The following is a 20,031-nucleotide window of genomic DNA, read 5'->3' as shown; positions in this document are numbered from 1 at the left end:
ACCGCCACCGCGTGAAGAGGTGCTGTTTCGGGCACTTTTTTACGCAAACTTTACGCAGCGTCCGGTCAACGAAATCGATACTGGGCGGCTCATTCTTTCAGGCGTGTTTTATGTCCCTTGCGGCTGTGCGGTTTATCGGATTCATCCTCGGCATTTTCCTGATCACCCTGGCCGCAAGCATGGCAATCCCGCTTATCACACTGATGGTGTACGAGCGAAACGATGACCTCTCGGCGTTTTTGTGGTCGAGCCTGATCACCTTTGTCTGCGGCGTCTTGCTGGTAGCTCGCGGCCGGCCAGAGCACATACATCTGCGTCCGCGGGACATGTATCTGCTGACCACTGCCAGTTGGGTCGTTGTCTGCACCTTCGCTGCCTTGCCGATGGTGTTTATCCAGCACATCAGCTACACCGACGCATTCTTCGAGACGATGTCCGGCATCACCACCACCGGATCGACCGTACTCAGCGGCCTTGACAGCGCTTCCCCAGGCCTGCTGATCTGGCGTTCGATGTTGCAGTGGCTCGGAGGGATCGGCTTCATCGGCATGGCGGTGGCCATCCTGCCGTTGTTGCGAGTCGGCGGCATGCGGCTGTTCCAGACCGAATCATCGGACTGGTCGGAGAAAGTCACACCGCGCTCCCATGTCGCGGCGACCTACATCCTGTGGCTCTACTTAGGGTTGAGCGCCCTGGCCGCCCTGGCCTTGTGGTTGGCGGGCATGACACCTTTCGAGGCGATCAACCACGCGATGTCCATGATCTCCACCGGCGGCTTCTCCACTTCTGATTCGTCCCTGGCGCACTGGCCTCAACCGGCTATCCACTGGGTCTCAGTGATTATCATGATCGCCGGCGCACTGCCCTTCACTTTGTATGTCGCCACGTTGCGCGGGCACAAACGTGCGTTATTCAGGGATCACCAGGTCCGGGGATTCATCGGATTCCTGGTCATTACCTGGCTCGTGGTCGGGACCTGGCTGAGTTTGAACAGCGATTACGCCTGGCTGGACGCGGTGCGGATCGTGGCCGTCAACGTGACATCGGTGGTTACCACCACGGGTGTGGCGCTGGGTGACTACACGCTGTGGGGCAGTTTTGCCCTGCTGCTGTTCTTTTACCTGACGTTTGTCGGCGGTTGTTCGGGATCCACCTCCGGCGGGCTGAAGATATTTCGTTTTCAGGTGGCCGGCGCCTTGCTGATGGGCAGTTTGAAACAACTGATCCATCCGCGCGCGGTGATCCAGAAAAAATACAACAAGCACCCCATCGACGAAGAGATTGTCCGTTCGCTGCTGACGTTCTCTTTTTTCTTCACCATTACCATCGGCGGTATCGCCCTTGGACTGGCGCTGATCGGCCTGGACTGGACGACGGCCCTGACCGGTGCAGCCACGGCCGTGTGCAACGTGGGGCCGGGGCTGGGCTCGATCATCGGACCGGCCGGCAACTTCTCCACCTTGCCGGATGCCGCCAAATGGCTGCTGACCATTGGCATGTTGCTGGGTCGACTGGAGATTCTGACCGTCCTGGTGCTGTTTACCCCGGTATTCTGGAAGTACTGAGGAGGTGGGAAATTCATTGTCGATTTTCCGGTGGAGCCGTACCGGGCCTGGCTCTATGCTTCCCCCATGAACCTACACGACTCGCTGCTCCCACCCCATGCCGAGATGGTCCGCGCCATGCTCGAACGAGACACCGCCTACGAGGGGGTGTTCTTCACGGCGGTCAAGACCACCGGCATCTTCTGTCGCCCCAGCTGCACGGCACGCAAGCCGAAGCCGGAAAACGTCGAATTCTTCGCCCACGCTGACGAAGCCATGTCGGCCGGCTACCGGGCCTGTCTGCGTTGCAAGCCGCTGGATGCCGCGGCCATCGCGCCTGCCTGGATCCAGGCGCTGCTCAAGGCCGTGGACGCCGAGCCCGACCTGCGCTGGACCGATGCCTTGTTGCAGGAACAAGGCATTGAACCGCTGAAGCTGCGGCGCTGGTTCAAGCAGCATTTCGGCATGACCTTCCATGCGTTCCTGCGCACTCGAAGGCTGGGCATCGCGCTGGGGGGCATCAAAGAAGGGATTTCCATCGACAATGCGGCCTTCGACTCGGGCTACGAGTCCCTGAGCGGATTTCGTGACGCCTTCGTGAAGTCTTTCCACATCACACCGGGCCGCGCCGCCCACAGCGAACCCCTGCTGTTCACCCGCCTGACAACACCACTGGGGCCGATGCTGGCCATGGCCGAAGAGCGCGGCCTGGTGTTGCTGGAGTTCCTCGACCGTCCGGCCCTGACCCGGGAAATCGAAGAATTGCAACAGCGCTACGGCTACACAGTGGCGCCGGGGCACAACCCCCACTTGCAACAGATCGAAACCGAACTGGCCGACTACTTCGCCGGTAAACTCACTTCGTTCAGCGTGCCGCTGCACATGCCCGGCAGCGCCTTCGCCGTCCGGGTCTGGGCTGAGCTGGAAAAGATCCCTTATGGCGAAACCCGTAGCTACGGCAGCGTCGCCACCGCCCTTGGCAGCCCTGGCGCCAGTCGCGCGGTCGGGCTGGCCAACGGCCAGAACCGCCTGGCCATCGTCATCCCCTGCCACCGGGTAATCGGTACAGACGGTTCTTTGACCGGCTATGGTGGCGGACAGCCACGCAAGGCATTTCTATTGCGCCTGGAACGAGCTGCGGTGCAGGTGTCCCTGCCACTGGCATTTTGATCAGCCCGCCGAGTGAACAACTGATGCCGGTCCCCTATCGCGAAGCGAGCACCTTTCTGGCAAGCCTCGACGAAGACTGGCGCCGTCATGTCGAGATAACCGGCCCTTGCCTGCTGCAACCCAAACCGGCCCGTGATCCGTATGAAGCGCTGGTCCGGGCGATTGCCTATCAACAACTGCATGCTAAAGCCGGTGATGCGATTCTCGGTCGCTTTCTGGGGCTGTTTCCCGGCGCGATTTTTCCCAGACCGGAGCAGATCCTGGCGACTGACGTCCAACAGATGCGCGATTGCGGATTTTCCACCAGCAAGATCGCGACCATACAGGGCATCGCCCAAGCGACGCTGAACGGGGTGGTGCCGGATTACGCCACGGCGCTGGCCATGGATGATGAAGCCTTGATCGAGCGCTTGATCACCCTGCGCGGCGTCGGGCGCTGGACCGTGGAAATGCTGCTGATCTACAGCCTGGAGCGACCTGACATCCTGCCCGCCGATGACTTTGGGGTTCGCGAGGGTTATCGGCGGCTCAAGGGCTTGGACGTCCAACCGACGCGCAAACAGATGGTTGGGATTGGACAGGCGTGGAGCCCGCATCGGACGGTGGCGGCGTGGTATTTGTGGCGGGTGCCCAGGTGATGTCGGCTGTACCGACGCCTTCGCGAGCAAGCCCGCTCCCACACTGACCGAGAGTGGGCAAGAACTTGCAACCGACACAAATTCCCTGTGGGAGCGGGCTTGCTCGCGAAGGCGGTCGCATGGTCACCTTCAATTCAACGGTCCAGACACTGACCGTCTAGGCTGTCCTGAGCCATTTCCCAATCGCCAACCGGAGGTTCTCATGCAGCTCGAAGGATCCTGCCATTGCGGCGCGGTGTCATTCAGCCTCGACAGCGCCCACCCCCACCCTTATCAGCGCTGCTACTGCTCGATCTGTCGCAAGACCCAGGGCGGCGGCGGTTTTGCCATCAACCTGGGGGGCGATGCCCAGAGCCTGAAGGTACGCGGTCGCAAGCACATCTCGATCTATCATGCGCGGCTCAAGGATGCTGAGGATAAACGCGCCCACCGCAGCAGCGCCGAACGGCACTTCTGTTCTCTTTGCGGCTCAGGATTGTGGCTGTTCAGCCCCGAGTGGCCGGAGCTGATCCACCCATTTGCCTCTGCCATCGACACGCCGCTACCAGTACCGCCAGAGCATACCCATCTGATGCTGGGTTCCAAGGCGCCGTGGGTGGAAGTCGAGACGCATGCAGGCGATCAGCAGTTCGAGGTCTACCCCCAGGAGTCCATTGCCCAGTGGCATGAACGCCTGGGTTTGACCAATTAAGGATGCGGCGCTGCCTGCTCGCGATGGCGTCAGGGCAAACAGCCCTATGCTGCAGGCACACCACTGTGGAAGCGAAACTCCACATCCGGCGATTCAATCAGCGCCTGCTCGGCATCACGAACCTTGTCGATCACCTGAGCAATGTCCTTGGCGTCGCCATACTGGTAGGCCAGTTTCAGGTAGCCCTGAAAATGCCGGGCTTCGCTTTTGAGCAAGCCGAAATAGAATTTGCCCAGTTCTTCGTCCAGGTGTGGCACCAGGGCCTCGAAACGCTCGCAACTGCGGGCCTCGATGAAAGCGCCGACCACCAGGGTGTCCACCAGTTTGACCGGCTCGTGGCTGCGGACCACTTTGCGCAACCCCGAGGCGTAACGCCCGGCAGAGAGCTGGCGCAAACCGACCTTGCGTTTTTTCATCAGGCGCATGACCTGTTCGTGATGCACCAGTTCTTCCCGGGCCAGACGTGACATCAGGTTGATCAGGTCGACGTGGGAGTGGTACTTGGCGATCAGGCTCAGGGCGGTGCTGGCCGCCTTGAATTCGCAGTTCTTGTGGTCGATCAGTAGCGTTTCCTGATCGGCCAGCGCCGCCTGGACCCAGGCATCAGGAGTGCGGCAACCAAGGAATTCATGAATTTCAGGAAGGATCATGGGGCTCACGGAAAAAGAGAGTCGAGCGAAGGGCGCCGATTATACCGGCCTGCCTCCAGACCACCAGTCACCGCCGTTGATATGCATCAAGTCGACGACTGCCATACAACAACTATAGTTGAGCAACGCCATGCCTTTTTATTGCTGGAGACGCCGATCATGCAAGCCATTCGCAGCATTCTGGTGGTCATCGACCCCGAACATTCGGAAAGCCTGGCGCTCAAGCGCGCCAAACTGATCGCCGGTGTGACCCAGGCTCACTTGCACCTGCTGGTGTGCGACAAAAAGCATGATCATGCCGGCATGCTCAGCGTGCTGAAGGCCGCGCTGCTGGCGGACGGCTACAGCGTCACCACCGAACAGGCCTGGAACGAAAGCCTGTACGAAACCATTGTTGACGTACAGCAGGCCGAAGGTTGCGGCCTGGTGATCAAGCAACACTTCCCCGACAGCCCGCTGAAAAAAGCCCTGCTGACGCCCGCGGACTGGAAATTGCTGCGCCATTGTCCGACGCCGGTGCTGCTGGTGAAAACCGCCGGTTCCTGGAAAGACAAAGTGATCCTGGCCGCCGTCGACGTGGGCAATGCCGACGGAGAGCACCGTCACCTGCACGCCACCATCATCGATCACGGCTATGACATTGCCAGCCTGGCCAAGGCGCACCTGCATGTAATCAGCGCCCATCCCACGCCGATGCTTTCGTCCGCCGATCCGACGTTCCAGCTCAAGGAAACCATCGAGGCCAAATACCGCGAACAATGCCGGGCGTTCCAGGCTGAGTTCGACATCGACGACCAACACCTGCACATCGAAGAAGGTCCGGCGGACGTCCTGATTCCATACATGGCCCGCAAGCTGCAGGCGGCCGTGACCGTGATCGGCACCGTGGCGCGTTCCGGGTTGTCAGGGGTGCTGATCGGCAACACCGCCGAAGCGGTGCTCGATACGCTGGAAAGCGATGTACTGGTGCTCAAACCGCAGGAGGTTGAGGATCATCTGGTGGAGTTGGCGGTCAAGGAGTGACACTCCAGAGCTCTCAGGGTAGTCATCGCGAGCAGGCTCGCTCCCACATGGAATTCAGGGTGCTCACAAGTCCCCTGTGGGAGCGAGCCTGCTCGCGATGCTTTTGAATCTCAGCCGCCGATCGCATCCTTCAGGAACCCCGGCGCGATGTAGCGCTGGTAATGGGCTTCGGACAGCAGGAAAAATTCCCGATCAATGGCGTCGCGCAGGTCCGGCAGGTCCCAGTCGCGAAATTCGGGCATCAGCACCATGCCGTAGGCTTCCAGGCTGTTGATCACCCGTGCGCCACGGGCGATCAATTGATAAGCCCAGCAATATTCCGACTGGTGCGGCACAAAACGGATCTTGCGTGTTTCCAGTTGCTGGCGCAGCAGAGCAGGATCAAAAACCTCCAGCTTTGGCCACCATCACCTGAACCAGCAACTGCTCAAGCCGCATCCACACCGCGCGTTTCTCGTCCTCGTTATAGCCGTTCCAATGAATCACTTCATGGTGGAACCGCTTGCAGCCACGGCACACCAGGTCACCATAGACAGTGGAGCAAAGGCCGACGCAGGGGGTCTTGATGAGCTGGTTGGGCATAAGGAAAAACACACGCAAAAGCAGGACAGGCCGGCATGTTAGCCCTTTGTCTAAGATTGATCACCCCTCAAACTTCAGGGTCTAACTTACGTTTAATTTTTTTTTTGCCGTAGAATCAGCCAGCCTTTTAAGGCGCCAATGTCCGTTAGAAGCTGTTTTCAAAGCGTCACGAGCACAGTCGTTCCTTCAGAGCGGTGTTGGCCGAGGGTCTTTCCAGCGGGGAAAGCCCAACGCCAACCCTCATCAGCTCCCCGTTCTGCAGGCGTAAAACTTTGAAAGCAGCTTCTGTGAGGAACTCGCGGAAACTCTGGCGTGGTGGCTCAAAAAGCCTCCAACGCGCATGAGTACCGTGGGTTTCTGGATGAGCGTCCCGGACACCCATTTGGGACCACTGATGAGGGTAATAACTGTGCTTGAAGCCTACCGCAAACATATCGAAGAGCGTGCAGCACTGGGTATCGTTCCCCAGCCGCTTAACGCCGAACAAACCGCAGGCCTGATCGAGCTGCTGAAGAATCCTCCGGCTGGCGAAGAAGCTTTCCTCGTTGACCTGATCACCAATCGCGTTCCGCCTGGAGTCGACGAAGCCGCCTACGTGAAGGCCGGTTTCCTGTCCGCCCTGGCCAAGGGCGAAGCCCAATCCCCTCTGCTGGACAAGAAGCGCGCCGTTGAACTGCTCGGCACCATGCAGGGCGGCTACAACATCGTCACCCTGGTGGACCTGCTGGACGATGCCGAACTGGCACCCGTCGCCGCCAAAGAACTCAAGCACACCCTGCTGATGTTCGACGCCTTCCACGACGTGGCTGAAAAAGCCCGCAATGGCAACGTTCACGCCAAGGGCGTGCTGCAATCCTGGGCCGACGGCGAGTGGTTCAAGAACCGCCCGGTGCTGGCCGACAAGATCAGCCTGCGGGTGTTCAAGGTTACCGGCGAAACCAACACCGACGACCTCTCCCCGGCGCCTGACGCCTGGTCCCGCCCGGACATCCCGCTGCACGCCCTGGCCATGCTGAAAATGGCCCGTGACGGTATCGTGCCGGATGAACAAGGCAAGACCGGCCCGATGAAGCAGATCGAAGAAATGCGCGGCCAGGGCTTCCCGATTGCCTACGTCGGTGACGTGGTCGGTACCGGTTCGTCGCGTAAATCGGCCACCAACTCGGTGCTGTGGTTCTTCGGTGACGACGTTCCTTACGTGCCGAACAAGCGCGCTGGTGGTTTCTGCTTCGGCAGCAAGATCGCCCCGATTTTCTACAACACCATGGAAGACGCTGGCGCCCTGCCGATCGAATTCGATGTGTCCAACATGCACATGGGCGACGTGATCGACCTGTACCCGCATGCGGGCAAAGTCTGCAAGCACGGCACCGATGAAGTCCTGACTACCTTCGAAATGAAGACCCCGGTCCTGTTGGACGAAGTGCGTGCCGGCGGCCGCATCCCGCTGATCATCGGCCGCGGCCTGACCGAGAAGGCACGTACCGAGCTGGGCCTGCCCGCTTCGGACCTGTTCAAGAAGCCGGAAGCCCCGGCCGAAAGCACCAAGGGTTTCACCCTGGCGCAGAAAATGGTCGGCAAGGCCTGCGGCGTGACTGGCGTTCGTCCGGGCACCTACTGCGAGCCGAAGATGACCACCGTCGGTTCCCAGGACACCACTGGCCCGATGACCCGTGATGAATTGAAAGACCTGGCGTGCCTGGGCTTCTCGACCGATCTGGTGATGCAGTCCTTCTGCCACACCGCGGCCTATCCAAAGCCGATCGACGTGACCACCCACCACACCCTGCCTGACTTCATCATGACCCGTGGCGGCGTGTCCCTGCGTCCGGGCGACGGCATCATCCACAGCTGGCTGAACCGCATGCTGCTGCCGGACACCGTCGGCACCGGTGGCGACTCCCACACCCGTTTCCCGATCGGTATCTCGTTCCCGGCCGGTTCCGGCCTGGTGGCGTTCGCCGCCGCCACTGGAGTCATGCCGCTGGACATGCCGGAATCGATCCTGGTTCGCTTCAAGGGCAAGCTGCAACCGGGCGTCACCCTGCGTGACCTGGTTCATGCCATCCCTTACTACGCGATCCAGAAAGGCCTGTTGACCGTTGAGAAGAAAGGCAAGAAGAACGCCTTCTCCGGCCGCATCCTGGAAATCGAAGGTCTGGAAACCCTGACCGTCGAGCAAGCGTTCGAACTGTCCGACGCCTCGGCCGAACGTTCGGCTGCCGGCTGCACCATCAAGCTGTCCAAGGAATCGATTGCCGAATACCTGCAATCGAACATCACCCTGCTGCGCTGGATGATCGGCGAAGGCTACGGCGATGCCCGCACCCTGGAACGTCGTGCCCAGGCGATGGAAGCCTGGCTGGCCAACCCGGAACTGCTGGAAGCCGACAAGGACGCCGAGTACGCCGAAGTCATCGAGATCGACCTGGCCGACGTCAAGGAGCCTGTGCTCTGCGCGCCGAACGACCCGGACGATGCCCGCCTGCTCTCCAGCGTCGCTGGGCAGAAGATCGACGAAGTGTTCATCGGTTCGTGCATGACCAACATCGGCCACTTCCGCGCTGCCGGTAAGTTGCTGGAACAGGTCAAGGGTCAGTTGCCAACCCGTCTGTGGCTCTCGCCGCCGACCAAGATGGACGCTCACCAGCTCACCGAAGAAGGCTACTACGGTATCTACGGCAAGGCCGGTGCTCGGATGGAAATGCCAGGCTGCTCGCTGTGCATGGGCAACCAGGCACGCGTGGAGCCGAACTCCACCGTGGTGTCGACTTCGACCCGTAACTTCCCGAACCGTCTGGGCGACGGCGCGAATGTCTACCTGGCTTCGGCCGAACTGGCATCCGTGGCGTCCATCCTGGGTCGCCTGCCGACCGTCGAGGAGTACATGGAATACGCCGGCAAGATCGACAGCATGGCAGCGGACGTGTACCGCTACCTGAGCTTCGACCAGATCGCCGAGTTCCGTGAAGCGGCTGCAAATGCCAACATCCCGGTCGTTCAAGCCTAAGGCTTTAACGCTCGACTAAAAACGCCGCCTCTCTTGCCAGGGGCGGCGTTTTTTTATGCCTGTAGTTTCGAGGCAAACTGAACCGACGCCATCGCGAGCAGGCTCGCTCCCACAGGGGATCGGTGTCTGACGCTGTTTCTGTGGACGCCTCGAAAAACTGTGGGAGCGAGCCTGCTCGCGAAGGCGTCGGCACATCCAACATCAATGCAAACTGACCCACCGCTTTCGCGAGCAAGCCCGCTCCCACCGGGATTTATGGTGAATGACGAATCTATGAACACCCAAGACTCCATGTGTGCGAGCCTGCTCGCGAAGGCGTCGGCACATCCAACATCAATGCAAACTGACCCACCGCTTTCGCGAGCAAGCCCGCTCCCACCGGGATTTATGGTGAATGTCGAATTTATGAATACCCAAGACTCCATGTGGGAGCGAGCCTGCTCGCGAAGGCGTCGGCACATCCAACATCAATGCAAACTGACCCACCGCTTTTGCGAGCAAGCCCGCTCCCACCGGAAATCCGGTCAGGTCATGAGGGAATAGACCAGCGCAGTAATCGCCACCAACCCCACCAGCGTTACGAACACATTCGACGCCTGGCCGCGGTAACGGGCCATGGCCGGGACTTTGTGGATGGCGTACATCGGCATCAGGAACAGGATCGCCGCGATCACCGGGCCGCCCAGGGTTTCGATCATGCCCAGGATGCTCGGGTTAAGGGTGGCGACGATCCAGCACACCACCAGCATGAACGCCGCGGTCAGACGATCCAGGGTCTTGGGCGCCGGACGCCGACCGCTCTTGATGATCAGACCCTTGAGGCCTTCGCTGGCGCCAATATAATGCCCCAGGAAGGATTTGGAGATCGCCACGAACGCAATCAACGGCGCGGCAAAAGCGATGGTCGGATTGCTGAAGTGGTTGGCCAGGTACGACAGGATCGACAGATTCTGTGCCTTGGCCTCGGCCAGTTGCGACGGGGAAAGCGTCAAAACACAGCTGAACACAAAGAACAGCACCATCACCACCATCAGCAGATGGGCGCGCGACAGGATCTGCGAACTGCGCACTTCGGCGTTGTCGCCATGGCGACGTTTCTGATCCACCGCAAACGCCGAGATGATCGGCGAGTGGTTGAACGAGAACACCATCACCGGTATCGCCAGCCACAAAGTATGCAGCAGCGCTGCTGGCTCAGGCAGCGTGGACGCCGTGCTCAGGATGCCTCCGTTCCAGTGCGGGACCAGAAACACCGCCAGGAACAGCAACGCGACAATAAACGGATAGACCATCAGGCTCATGGCCTTGACGATCGCCTGCTCCCCGCATCGCACCACTGCCAGCAAACCCAGGATCAACACCAGCGACAGCACCACCCGGGGTGGCGGCTGGATATGCAGTTGATGCTCCAGGAAACTGCCCACCGTATTGGTCAGCGCCACGCTGTAGATCAGCAGGATCGGAAAAATCGCAAAGAAATACAGCAACGTGATCAACGCACCGGCCTTGATGCCGAAATGCTCTTCTACCACCTCAGTGATGTCCGCGCCGTCACGACCGGACAACACGAAGCGAGTCAGGCCTCGATGGGCGTAGAACGTCATGGGAAACGCCAGCAGCGCCAGGATCAACAGCGGCCAGAAACCGCCGAGGCCGGCGTTGATGGGTAAAAACAAAGTACCTGCACCGATGGCGGTGCCAAACAGGCCCAACATCCAGGTGGTGTCATGGCGACCCCACTGGCTGAGCGTAGTTGGGGCTGTCGTTTCAAAGCGTTCTTCGACGCTAGTGGCCTGATCATTCATCCGGTCGGATCTCCGCATTCCGGTCACATGCACCCGGCCGGGACGAGTCAGAAAACCCCGACAGGCAGCGCCCTGGCCGAAACAGGGGCGCGATTGTCCGGGATTAACGAGCAGAAGCAAAGACTTAGCTGAGGAGCGGTAATACGGATCAGATCATTCCAATAGAAGCTGCTGACGCATGTCCTGTGGGAGCGGGCTTGCTCGCGAAGGCGGTGTGTCAGCATCACGTTAGCTCAATGACCCGCCGCATTCGCGAGCAAGCCCGCTCCCACAAGGATGCTCAGTCCGAAATAAATATAAATTACCAAAGGTCTCTGCCTTGGGCTCTACAATCAGGTTGAATACCTGCACCTCAGCAAAGCGCCCACAGGAGCACAGCATGACCGCAACCGTTCTTGTACTGGTTGAAACCGTCAACGAATACCTGCCGATTCTTGAGCGGCAGGGCTATCACCTGGAGTTGGCGCCAACGCCTGCCGAGCGCAAGACGGCGATTTTCGAACATGGAGAACGGTTCAGCGCGGTACTGACCCGCGGCCCCCTGGGTTTGACGGCCGAGGAAATTGCCGCCCTGCCCAACCTGAAAATCATCTGCGTGATCGGCGCCGGCTACGAGCAGGTGGACTTGCAGGCCGCCCACCACCACGGCGTCGTGGTAACCAATGGCGCCGGGGTCAACGCATCGTCGGTAGCCGACCATGCCATGGCGCTGTTGCTGGCGTTGGTGCGCGACATACCCCATTGCGATGCTGCCCTGCGACGGGGCGAATGGCCGAGGAGTGCGCGACCTTCCCTGGCCGGCAAGCGGCTGGGCGTGCTGGGCCTTGGCGCGGTGGGCATGGCGATCGCCAAACGGGCCGCGCTGGGCTTTGACATGAGCGTCAGCTACCACAATCGCCGAGTACGCAATGACGTGCCCTACACCTTCTGCGCCACCCCTACGGAACTGGCGCGGGTCTCGGACTTCCTGATCGTCGCCACCCCAGGCGGCCTGGATACCCGGCAGTTGATCAACAAGCAGACCCTCGATGCCCTCGGGCCAAAAGGATTTCTGGTCAACGTCGCCAGGGCCAGCGTGGTTGCCACTGCCGATCTGATCAGCGCCCTGGAGCATCGGCGGATTGCCGGAGCGGCCCTGGATGTGTTCGATGACGAGCCTGAAGTGCCGCAGGGGCTGAAAAGCCTGCCCAACGTCGTCCTCACGCCCCACGTGGCTGGCCTGTCGCCGGAAGCGACCCGCGCGATGGTAGAGCTGGTGGGCCAGAACCTGACCGCATTCTTTTCTGGCAAACCGGTGCTGACACCGGTGCGGTTGCCTGACGAGCTGCGTTAGAGAACCCCCAGCAGCGTCCACAGGCGCCTGGATTCGGCATCGGCACTGATCAGTTCGCCCAGCAGCTCGCTCAAAGGCTTGTTGCCCCACTCCACGCCACGCCGGATCAGATAGGGCACCGGGCTGTGGGGCTCGGTGCGGGCCAGGTAGCCGGCAATGACCAGTAACTGGCGATAGGCTTCTTCGCGGCTGGCCGGCTCCTGAAAAGCCAGGGTCGCGGCGGCGCCCGCCTGCGCCGGGGCGGTCTGCGTCGCCACCGAGGGTGCCGGCACGACGGTGGGTTGCTGTGGGTTCATCGCAATGAACTCCTCTATCAATGTCAGCAAGGCCTGCATGACGTCCTGCAAGGCGCTATAGCCTGGGGCCAGATTGCCCAGGTAAGCATCACTCCAGGCTTCGAGGCGTTGCAGGTGCTGAAGGCTCAGCATCAGGCTGCCCTGACGATGCAGCCAGAACGACAATGGCGTGGTGCGAATCAGTTCGCTGAGTTTTTTCTGATCGTTGCGCGCCGCTTCCGCCGAAGCCTTGGCGTTTTTAGTATCGTTGACCAGCACCTGCTGGCGCTGCAAACGTTGCCAGTCGGCCAGGCAAAAACCGTCGAAATCCTGATCCCGGCCATCGAACAATGGCACCCGTGTCAGCAACACTTCGCTGTAGCGACGGGCCAGCCACTCCAGCGGAATCACCCGCCACGACTGATCACCGTCATCAGCCTGGGGGTACAACTGCTCGGAGTAGCGCTCACACAACCCCGCCACCAACGCCAGGCTGCCCGGCAATCCTTCCAGCCCGGTCAGGTGCAACCAGGCCTCCCCCAGCCAGGCACTGATCATCAAATCCTTGCTGCGCTCGAGTAGCAGCGCAGTGGCGAGTTTTTCCAGCTCCGACCATTGCCCGCGCTTGATCGACGATTGCCACACACCGGTGGGCAGGCTGGTGTCGTCCTCCCGGCGCAACTCGCGCAACTGGTCGAATTCCGGCTCATAGCGCAGATCCTGGCCACAGGGCGATTCAGCGCTGATCGGCTCAAGCAAGCGGGTAATCAATTCGGGCAACGGGGATATCGGCAAACTCACAAACCCTCCTCGCGGGTTGCGATGGCGGGGCTCGATGAGGTCGCCATGAAAGGTGAACGGGGTGCCTGGGTTGGCAGTGGCGGGATCGACAGCGGCAGCTTCGAGCCCTGGCTCATCAGCGACAAACGCAGGAACATCAGGGTCTGCTGCGCCGTGGTCGCCTGGGTCTGAGCCGTCACGGGCAGTTGCAGAGTCAGCGGGAAGTCAGTGTAGTCGGCATTCGGCTGACGCTGGCTCGACACCAATGAGCGCATCAGGCGCAACAACGACCACGGCCCCTGGTACTCCCAACCGGCTTCCAGGTCACGAACCACCAGATCGGGTTGTAACGGGTCGTTGGCCGGACGCTGGTAACCGTTGCGGGCCCAGCGCAAGGTCAAACTCATCGGCTGCCCGACCATCCAGCGCAAGTTCTGCCCGGTTTCACCAGGGTAACTGATCTGTTGGTTGCCGGCGTTCAGCCCCCAGGCGATCACCTGATCCGCGCCGCGCTCCTGCTCGCGGTCGGTTCGCCAGCGCACGTCCATTTCCACGCCGAGCAAGCCACTCTTGTCGCGCACGAACAACGGCCCGAGCCAGGCACCGGCCTGTTTCAAACGGTTGAGAAAATCCTCCGCCGCCAATCGCTCCGGCGTCCGGCTCAACGCCAGCCCAGCCTGTGCCTGGGGCAGTCGCGTGTCGATCAGCTCCAGCAGGCGTTGTACCCGAGCCGGGTCGGCATCGCGGGCCCGCACATCCTGGGAAAACGGAAAACGCCCGGCCAGGTACTGATTGAAATAATTGGCCAGATCATTCCAGGCGGTCGCCGCCTGGTTCTGTTGCAGATACAGGCACCGTTGCAAGGCGCTTTGTTGCAGCGTGACGGTGCGCAGAGCCAGGTCGCCACGTCCGCCGGGCAGGCTGGAAGTTTGCAGAATCTGCCCGCAGGACGTGGTGTCCATTTCGATGAAGTCGCGGCTTACCAATTGCTCAAGTTGGGCAGCCGCACTGGCCGGGTTCTGGTTTTTGTATTTGAGCAGTTCGTCGTTGAGCGCCATAAACCGGGCAACCTGATCGTGCTCCAGGGCCGACAGGTTGTCCTGCTGGACAATCAGCCATTCCAGCGCGGGCATGCGGTGCTCGGCGATCTGAAGCATGGCGCCGAACTGCTGGTTCAGGCTCAGCTTCAAGTCCTGAGGATCAGTCGCGCCGTACAACTGCAAACCGAAGTTCTTCGAACCGTCCCAGCGCTGGATATCGGTGCGTTGAGTAAACAGTGGCTGGGCGTCGATTTCGTTCAGGCCACTCTTGATCTGTGCCAACGCTCGGCGGTTGAGCAGGCGCTGAAAACGAATCGCCAGATCGCTGCGGTTCACATCCATGAAGGCTTTTTGCAGGGAAACGGCCTGGGAGGTCTGCACATTGAAACTCATGCCCGGTAGCGGTTGCTCGCTTTCATCCAGACTCAGCCACATGGCCCGCGCCGCCGCGCTTTCAGCGGCCTCCATCAGCGCCCCACGGTAATCCGGCGGGATGCGCGGCAACTCTTCATTGGCGTAGCTCTGGTAGCTGGCGAAGTAGTTCAGGGCAACGCTGAAATCGTCGCTGTCACCCCGGCCCATCGAGACGCCGTTACTGTCCGACGGCGCCTTCTGCATGGCCAACGCCACGAAATCACGCTTGAACAGCGCTTGCACCGCGCCGTCCAGTGCCGTGACATGCTCCTGCAGCACCAGCAAACCGCTGCCCTGCTGGATCAACAGATTGTCCCTGGAACCGGTCTGGACGATCCACTGGTCGCGAAAGCTCTGCTGCAATTTTGCCGCCTGGCTCTGCAGATCCTGCTCAAGATCCGGCCCCAGCAGCGTGCTGTGGCCCACCTTGTCCATCAACTGGGTGTAACCGGGCACCAGGTCCTGTCCCTTGCCCCGGCCCCAGGCCGAGTTGGTCAGGCTGACGAGCCGCTGCAGGTCATCGACCAACGCCATCAGCTCTTCGAGTTCACTCAAGGAGTTGCCACCGCCCGCCTCTAGCCGTTGCAGATGCAGCTTCAAGTAGCCGGCCTGGCGCACGAAGTTGTCCGCCAGAAAGTAATGATCCAGCCAGCGCTGCATCAGGCCCATGAAGTTATCGGCAATCACCGGGCGCGCGGCGTTCAGGTCCAGGCCTTTCAAATCGGCATTCTGGGCATCGAACAGCACACGATTGTAGAAACGCGCCCGACTCAAGGTCCCGGTGTTGAGGTTCAGCGACAGGGCGTTGTTGCTCAGTTGCACCAGCTCGTCCAGCGGCGCCTTGGGATTGTTCACCGCCTGGCTGAACATTTGGTTGTGCTGTTCCAGGCGCACCGCGCGTTCAACCAGGTCCTTGGCCTTTACGTAACTTTGCCATTGCGCCGGGTCTTCGCTTTCCACGTTGCCGCGCCGCTCGGTATTGCGGATGCCCTTGAGCTGTTCGAGGTCCGAGGCCAGCAGGTCACGCAGCGGCAATATCCAATGATGGCGGGCGGTCATGCGCAACCCGTTGTCCAGCTGTGCGTCCACGGAAGAGAACCAGGAAGTCGGAAACACCACCGAGACGAAACGCCAGCGCGGGGCTTTTTCCAGCACGTTCCAGTAGTTCTGCACGTTGTGTCGGGTCGGTTCCAGTTGAGGTTTGTCGGGATCGACCACGACATGGTTTTTGTGCGCGCTGAGGACCAACCGCGACAGCCCCTCGGCTTGCTCGACAGAATCGTGCCAGACCCAGACCATGCTCCCCAGCCAGACCACGCCGACCACCAGCGCCACTCCTCCGGCCAGCCGATGCCAGCGTTGGCGCAAGCGCAGCAGGCGTGGCACCGGCTGGGCCAGGCCCCGCTCGGCTACCAGCCGGCGCGACCACAGTTGCCGGGCGAACACCGTTTGGCGCACAACGCTGTCGCTGGCGGATAAGCCATCGCCGGTGACAGCCGGCGCCTGGCTGGCGGTGAAATACACGCCGCGAAAGTGCGGCGCCTCCCCCTGAGCGTTGCCCTGAAAAACCGGTTCCAGCAACAACTGCAAGGCTCGCCGCAACCCCTCGAAACGCTCCGGCAACCCATACAGGTCGCTGCTCAGTTGCCCCGCCAGCGCACCGATTTCGATGATCGACTGGGACAACGCGGCGTTGACCTGGTCCAGCGCCTGATCGCTCCATTGTGATTGCCATGCTGCATCGGGCGCGTATGGCGACGACCAGCCCAGCGTCGATTCCCGGGCCTGGGCGGGCAACGCACTCACCAGTTCCTGAAACCCTGGCAGTTCCTCCATCCCGGTGATCACCACATACACCGGCAAACTCAGACCGAACCGTTGCAGAAGGTCGATGAAACAGCGCCGAACCTTGAGACTCAGCTCGGTCGTCTGCTCGATGTCATCGAGCTTGCCGAACGGGACGGTCCAGATCACAGCATCCAGCGGCCGTCTGCTGCGCAGACGCACAATCAATCCCAACAGGCGCCACCAGTTGCCCCGTTGCATGTTCATGCCCTCATCGGGCAAAAACAGCGCCTGGGGCACCACCAGCACCGCGCCTTCGGCATCCGACCACCAGCGCCCGAACCACGCCGCCTTGTCTGTCGGCTGCAAACGCCACTGGGCGCACAACTGCGCGCCGTCGGCCTCGTTGCCCAGCATCAACAACCAGGGCATCTGGTAGCGGTCCCGGGTGCCCTGCTCCTGCTCCATGTGGCGCACCGCCCCATAGAAGCTGCGGATGGCCGCGCCGCCCTGGGTGCGCAGCCACCAAATCGCGGCCGCAATCAGCAGCACCGCGACAAGGGCCAGCAACACCAGGGCGACGATGCTCAAGAAGCTCATGAGTCCTGCTCCTGAACCACCGGCTCGTTCAGTTGCAGCACCGGTTCGAGCTCCGACTGGATGTCACGCCAGAACACCTGCCCCAACCCGGACAGCAACAACACCATCGCCAGGATCACCAGTCCCAGGCGCAAGCCGTCCGGTAACGACTGCTGGGCCGGGACACGTATCGGTGTCGCCGCCGCAGGCATCGCCAGGCGCTGGCTGACATCGACATAATCCGGCTCGTGCTGCCAAGCGAACGTGAACAGCGCCACACGCCATTTTTCGTGCTGGACCTGACCGGGCTCGCCACGCAATCGGCCCTGAAAACCGAGAATCAGGCACTGCAGGTACACGTTGGCCAGGTCCCGGGTGCCGGGCATCTGCTCATCGAGCAGTTTCTTGATGGCAGCCGGCAGCCGTTCGCCGGCCTGGCGGCTGGAGTACATGCGCGATTCGAGGGGATGCTGCTGCCAGGCCAGTTGTCCCGGCCACGGGGTGAACAGCAAGGTCTCGTCCACCAGCGCCACGAAGGCGTAGACCAGTGCCTTGACCTGCTCGGTCGCCGCATCGCCTACGGTGGCGAAGGCGACTCGCCACAAACGCTGGGCACTGCGACCGGAAAACTCCACCACCCGGCTGACCAATACCGCGGGATCGCTGTCCTTGGGCAAGTCCTGCCACTCCTGGGACCACTTCAGCCAGGCCTGACGAAACGCACTGCTCAGCGGTGCCTCATGCAGACTCCGAACCGCCCCGCCACTTCCGTCAGGCATACGACTCCCCTTTTACGATCAGGCGCTTTCACCGGTCTGCGCCACAAACAACACCACCTGCCATGGACTGCTGGCCTGATGCGAGGCTGGCGCTACGATGTGCAACGGCAATTGCCCGTCAAACCATTGCCCACCGGCGGCCACCACGAACAACCGGGTGTCGTCACCCACGCTGTAGGCCACCTGTTCGTTGCGGCTCATGGCCTGATGGGGCAGCCCGCTCATGCGTTGGCGACTCAACAGCGGGATGTGCGGCGCGGACGCGATGATTGCCCCGCGCAGCCATTCGGCCGCAGCCTGCTCACTGGCGCCGTTGGGCATGCGCAGACCGATCACCAGGCGCTGGCTCGGCTGGTCGCCGGGCAACTGGATAGAGAACACCGGGTCATTGCGTTCGAAGGCCAGGCTGCGATAGCCGGCGCGGATCCGCTCCAGGGTGTCTTCCAGCCAGTCGAGCAGCGGTTCATAGCCGCGCTGCAGCTCAAGAAAATCCAGCGGCGCGAAGGCCGGGACACCCGCCAGCAGATCGAGCGCCGACCAGCTACCGGCCAGGCCCAACAGCAGACCATGCAACGCCTGGGGTGTCGCCACCCGGGTGTTCAGCGCGCCTTCGACTTCCGGCAATCGCGCCCACAACGCAGTCAATTGGCGGCGAATCTCCATTGCATCGTCCTGGTTGCCGGCCGCCTCGGCCTGACGAAGGCGCCCGGCCAGGAACAAACATTTCTCCCGAGCCCTGGCGCATAACCCGGCCACTCGCCGACCGAGAATCGATTCCGGTAACAGAATCGGCGTTGGCGGTGTGTAGGCCGCCCGCAGGAAGCCACCGCCCTCCTTGCGGATGCGCAACAGTGGCAGGCAGATCGAGTCGGCCTTGCTCAGTTGTGTGCACAGCCGAGGGTTCGGCCGCCACACCGTAATGGACTCGGGGAATTCGCCGCTGGTGAGATCCGGCAAGGCGTCACCCACGACCGATTGCAGCCGTCCCTTGAGTGGCAGCAATTGCCCAGCGCGCCAGAGCGGGCTGATGGCCAGGTACACAGTCACCGTCGCGTCGTCGGTCTTGTTCACCGCCTCGGTGATGTCCAGCTCGAGGGTCGGCCCGACACCGGCCTGCAAATTGACCGGTAACCCGTCCGGCAAGGTGCCCTGCAGTTGCAACAGCCGGACCTGTCCGGCGCTGAGGGCTGAAGGGTCGACTTCCAGCTGGCTGACACCCCAGAACCACGGGTTGCAGGCACTGGCAAAATGCGCGGCCAGGGCCTCGGCGCGCAGCCCTTGCAATTGGAAATGCTGGGGCAGCAACTGCATGCCCTCATGCCAGCAAACCGCGTCAGGTAACAGACTCATACGACTCCCTTCGACATCCCAATGTCACCGCCCGAGGGCGGCCCGCGGTCACTCAAGGCTGACTGGCAAGCTGGCCATCATTCACGAGGGTCATCTCACGACTTTCGAACTTCAGCCAGGCCTTGCGCTGATCGTCCAGCCGAAGCCGGTGGGCTCCGGGAGTGTTATAGCTGGCGAAGACCAAAAGTCCAGCGGCACGCCGGCCCTCCAGCGGGAAGGGTTGGCGGTCGATGAATTGCCCCGGCACCAGCTCCAGCCCCCATACCGACATGAGTTGACGATAGTCGCGCTGGAACTGTTCGCGCTCGGCAAACCACTGGCGGGCGGTGATTCCCGACAGCTGTTTGAGCAGGTCCGGGTCGTTCACGGCGACAAAATCCACCGCAATGGGTGTGTCGTCATTGGCCCGGGGCGCGACGTCCAGGGTCAGGCTGTCGAGGTCGACACTGGGGGCAAACAACGAACAACCGGTAAGCGCGACGCTCAAAAAAAATCCGGAAAAAAAAACACGCAAAATGAATCTTCCTTTTCTCAGCGGTCAAAAATTGTTTTTGCTTGCTTTTTTATAGACCTGTTCTAGCGT

General features: G+C 61.3%; 14 protein-coding genes and 1 pseudogene. 7 read left to right on the top strand and 8 right to left on the bottom strand.

All coding sequences use genetic code 11. The annotated features are described in order from the left end of the window. The first annotated feature begins 110 nt into the window (after window positions 1-110). The 4 genes from PSH57_RS13185 (at window position 111) to PSH57_RS13170 (ending at window position 4,043) form a co-directional block, all read left to right on the top strand. The gene (locus tag PSH57_RS13185; protein WP_305389988.1) at window positions 111-1,565 is read left to right on the top strand and encodes a TrkH family potassium uptake protein; all 1,455 of its coding nucleotides are present in this window, start codon (window positions 111-113) and stop codon (window positions 1,563-1,565) included. A gap of 66 nt (window positions 1,566-1,631) precedes the next feature. Beyond that, complete coding sequence (locus PSH57_RS13180) at window positions 1,632-2,714, top strand: bifunctional transcriptional activator/DNA repair enzyme AdaA (protein WP_305389986.1); 1,083 nt, start codon at window positions 1,632-1,634, stop codon at window positions 2,712-2,714. A 23-nt stretch (window positions 2,715-2,737) separates the two neighbouring features. Then, on the top strand, window positions 2,738-3,352 hold the full coding sequence (locus PSH57_RS13175) for a DNA-3-methyladenine glycosylase family protein (protein WP_305389984.1): 615 nt from the start codon (window positions 2,738-2,740) through the stop codon (window positions 3,350-3,352). A 202-nt stretch (window positions 3,353-3,554) separates the two neighbouring features. Further along, a complete protein-coding gene (locus tag PSH57_RS13170) occupies window positions 3,555-4,043 on the top strand; it encodes a GFA family protein (protein WP_305389982.1) in 489 nt (162 codons plus the stop codon). Window positions 4,044-4,087: 44 nt separating this feature from the next. Here PSH57_RS13170 and PSH57_RS13165 read toward each other — a convergent pair whose 3' ends face one another. Beyond that, on the bottom strand, window positions 4,088-4,693 hold the full coding sequence (locus PSH57_RS13165; RefSeq protein ID WP_305389980.1) for a MiaE family protein: 606 nt from the start codon (window positions 4,691-4,693) through the stop codon (window positions 4,088-4,090). A gap of 159 nt (window positions 4,694-4,852) precedes the next feature. Here PSH57_RS13165 and PSH57_RS13160 point away from each other — a divergent pair, with 159 nt between their 5' ends. Next, a complete protein-coding gene (locus PSH57_RS13160) occupies window positions 4,853-5,716 on the top strand; it encodes a universal stress protein (RefSeq protein ID WP_305389978.1) in 864 nt (287 codons plus the stop codon). A 110-nt stretch (window positions 5,717-5,826) separates the two neighbouring features. On the opposite strand, the pseudogene PSH57_RS13155 reads toward PSH57_RS13160, so the two are convergent. After that, window positions 5,827-6,298 (bottom strand): annotated as a pseudogene (locus PSH57_RS13155) (DUF1289 domain-containing protein). Between the two features lie 409 nt (window positions 6,299-6,707). Between PSH57_RS13155 and acnB the strand changes: the two are divergent. Beyond that, window positions 6,708-9,308 carry a bifunctional aconitate hydratase 2/2-methylisocitrate dehydratase gene (gene acnB / locus PSH57_RS13150; RefSeq protein ID WP_305390376.1) on the top strand — a complete coding sequence of 867 codons (2,601 nt, stop codon included), beginning with the start codon at window positions 6,708-6,710 and terminating at the stop codon, window positions 9,306-9,308. Between the two features lie 524 nt (window positions 9,309-9,832). Here the strand turns inward: acnB and PSH57_RS13145 are convergent. Beyond that, the gene (locus tag PSH57_RS13145; protein ID WP_305389974.1) at window positions 9,833-11,113 is read right to left on the bottom strand and encodes a serine/threonine transporter; all 1,281 of its coding nucleotides are present in this window, start codon (window positions 11,111-11,113) and stop codon (window positions 9,833-9,835) included. A 379-nt stretch (window positions 11,114-11,492) separates the two neighbouring features. Here PSH57_RS13145 and PSH57_RS13140 point away from each other — a divergent pair, with 379 nt between their 5' ends. Further along, the gene (locus PSH57_RS13140) at window positions 11,493-12,446 is read left to right on the top strand and encodes a 2-hydroxyacid dehydrogenase (protein WP_305389972.1); all 954 of its coding nucleotides are present in this window, start codon (window positions 11,493-11,495) and stop codon (window positions 12,444-12,446) included. Here PSH57_RS13140 and tssA read toward each other — a convergent pair. The 5 genes from tssA to PSH57_RS13115 are packed head-to-tail and all read right to left on the bottom strand — an operon-like array spanning window position 12,443 to window position 19,962. Further along, the gene (gene tssA / locus PSH57_RS13135; protein WP_305416642.1) at window positions 12,443-13,522 is read right to left on the bottom strand and encodes a type VI secretion system protein TssA; all 1,080 of its coding nucleotides are present in this window, start codon (window positions 13,520-13,522) and stop codon (window positions 12,443-12,445) included. The two genes, PSH57_RS13140 and tssA, sit on opposite strands and share 4 nt — an antisense overlap. Beyond that, window positions 13,519-17,340: a type VI secretion system protein gene (locus PSH57_RS13130; protein WP_305389968.1), complete on the bottom strand. Its 3,822-nt coding sequence runs from the start codon at window positions 17,338-17,340 to the stop codon at window positions 13,519-13,521. The genes tssA and PSH57_RS13130 overlap by 4 nt, the downstream gene beginning before the upstream one ends. Continuing rightward, window positions 17,337-18,098, bottom strand: coding sequence for a DotU family type IV/VI secretion system protein (locus PSH57_RS13125; RefSeq protein ID WP_305389966.1), 762 nt, complete (start codon window positions 18,096-18,098; stop codon window positions 17,337-17,339). Before PSH57_RS13125 ends, PSH57_RS13130 begins: the two co-directional genes overlap by 4 nt. Window positions 18,099-18,116: 18 nt before the next feature. Continuing rightward, on the bottom strand, window positions 18,117-19,448 hold the full coding sequence (gene tssK / locus PSH57_RS13120) for a type VI secretion system baseplate subunit TssK (protein ID WP_305389964.1): 1,332 nt from the start codon (window positions 19,446-19,448) through the stop codon (window positions 18,117-18,119). A gap of 52 nt (window positions 19,449-19,500) precedes the next feature. Further along, complete coding sequence (locus tag PSH57_RS13115; RefSeq protein ID WP_305389962.1) at window positions 19,501-19,962, bottom strand: type VI secretion protein; 462 nt, start codon at window positions 19,960-19,962, stop codon at window positions 19,501-19,503. Window positions 19,963-20,031 lie beyond the last annotated feature (69 nt).

The organism is Pseudomonas hefeiensis (genome assembly GCF_030687835.1).
In the GTDB taxonomy this organism is placed as follows: Bacteria; Pseudomonadota; Gammaproteobacteria; order Pseudomonadales; family Pseudomonadaceae; genus Aquipseudomonas; species Aquipseudomonas hefeiensis.
The sequence above is the reverse complement of the archived record's forward strand: the minus strand, read 5'-3'. Positions and strand labels throughout refer to the sequence as shown.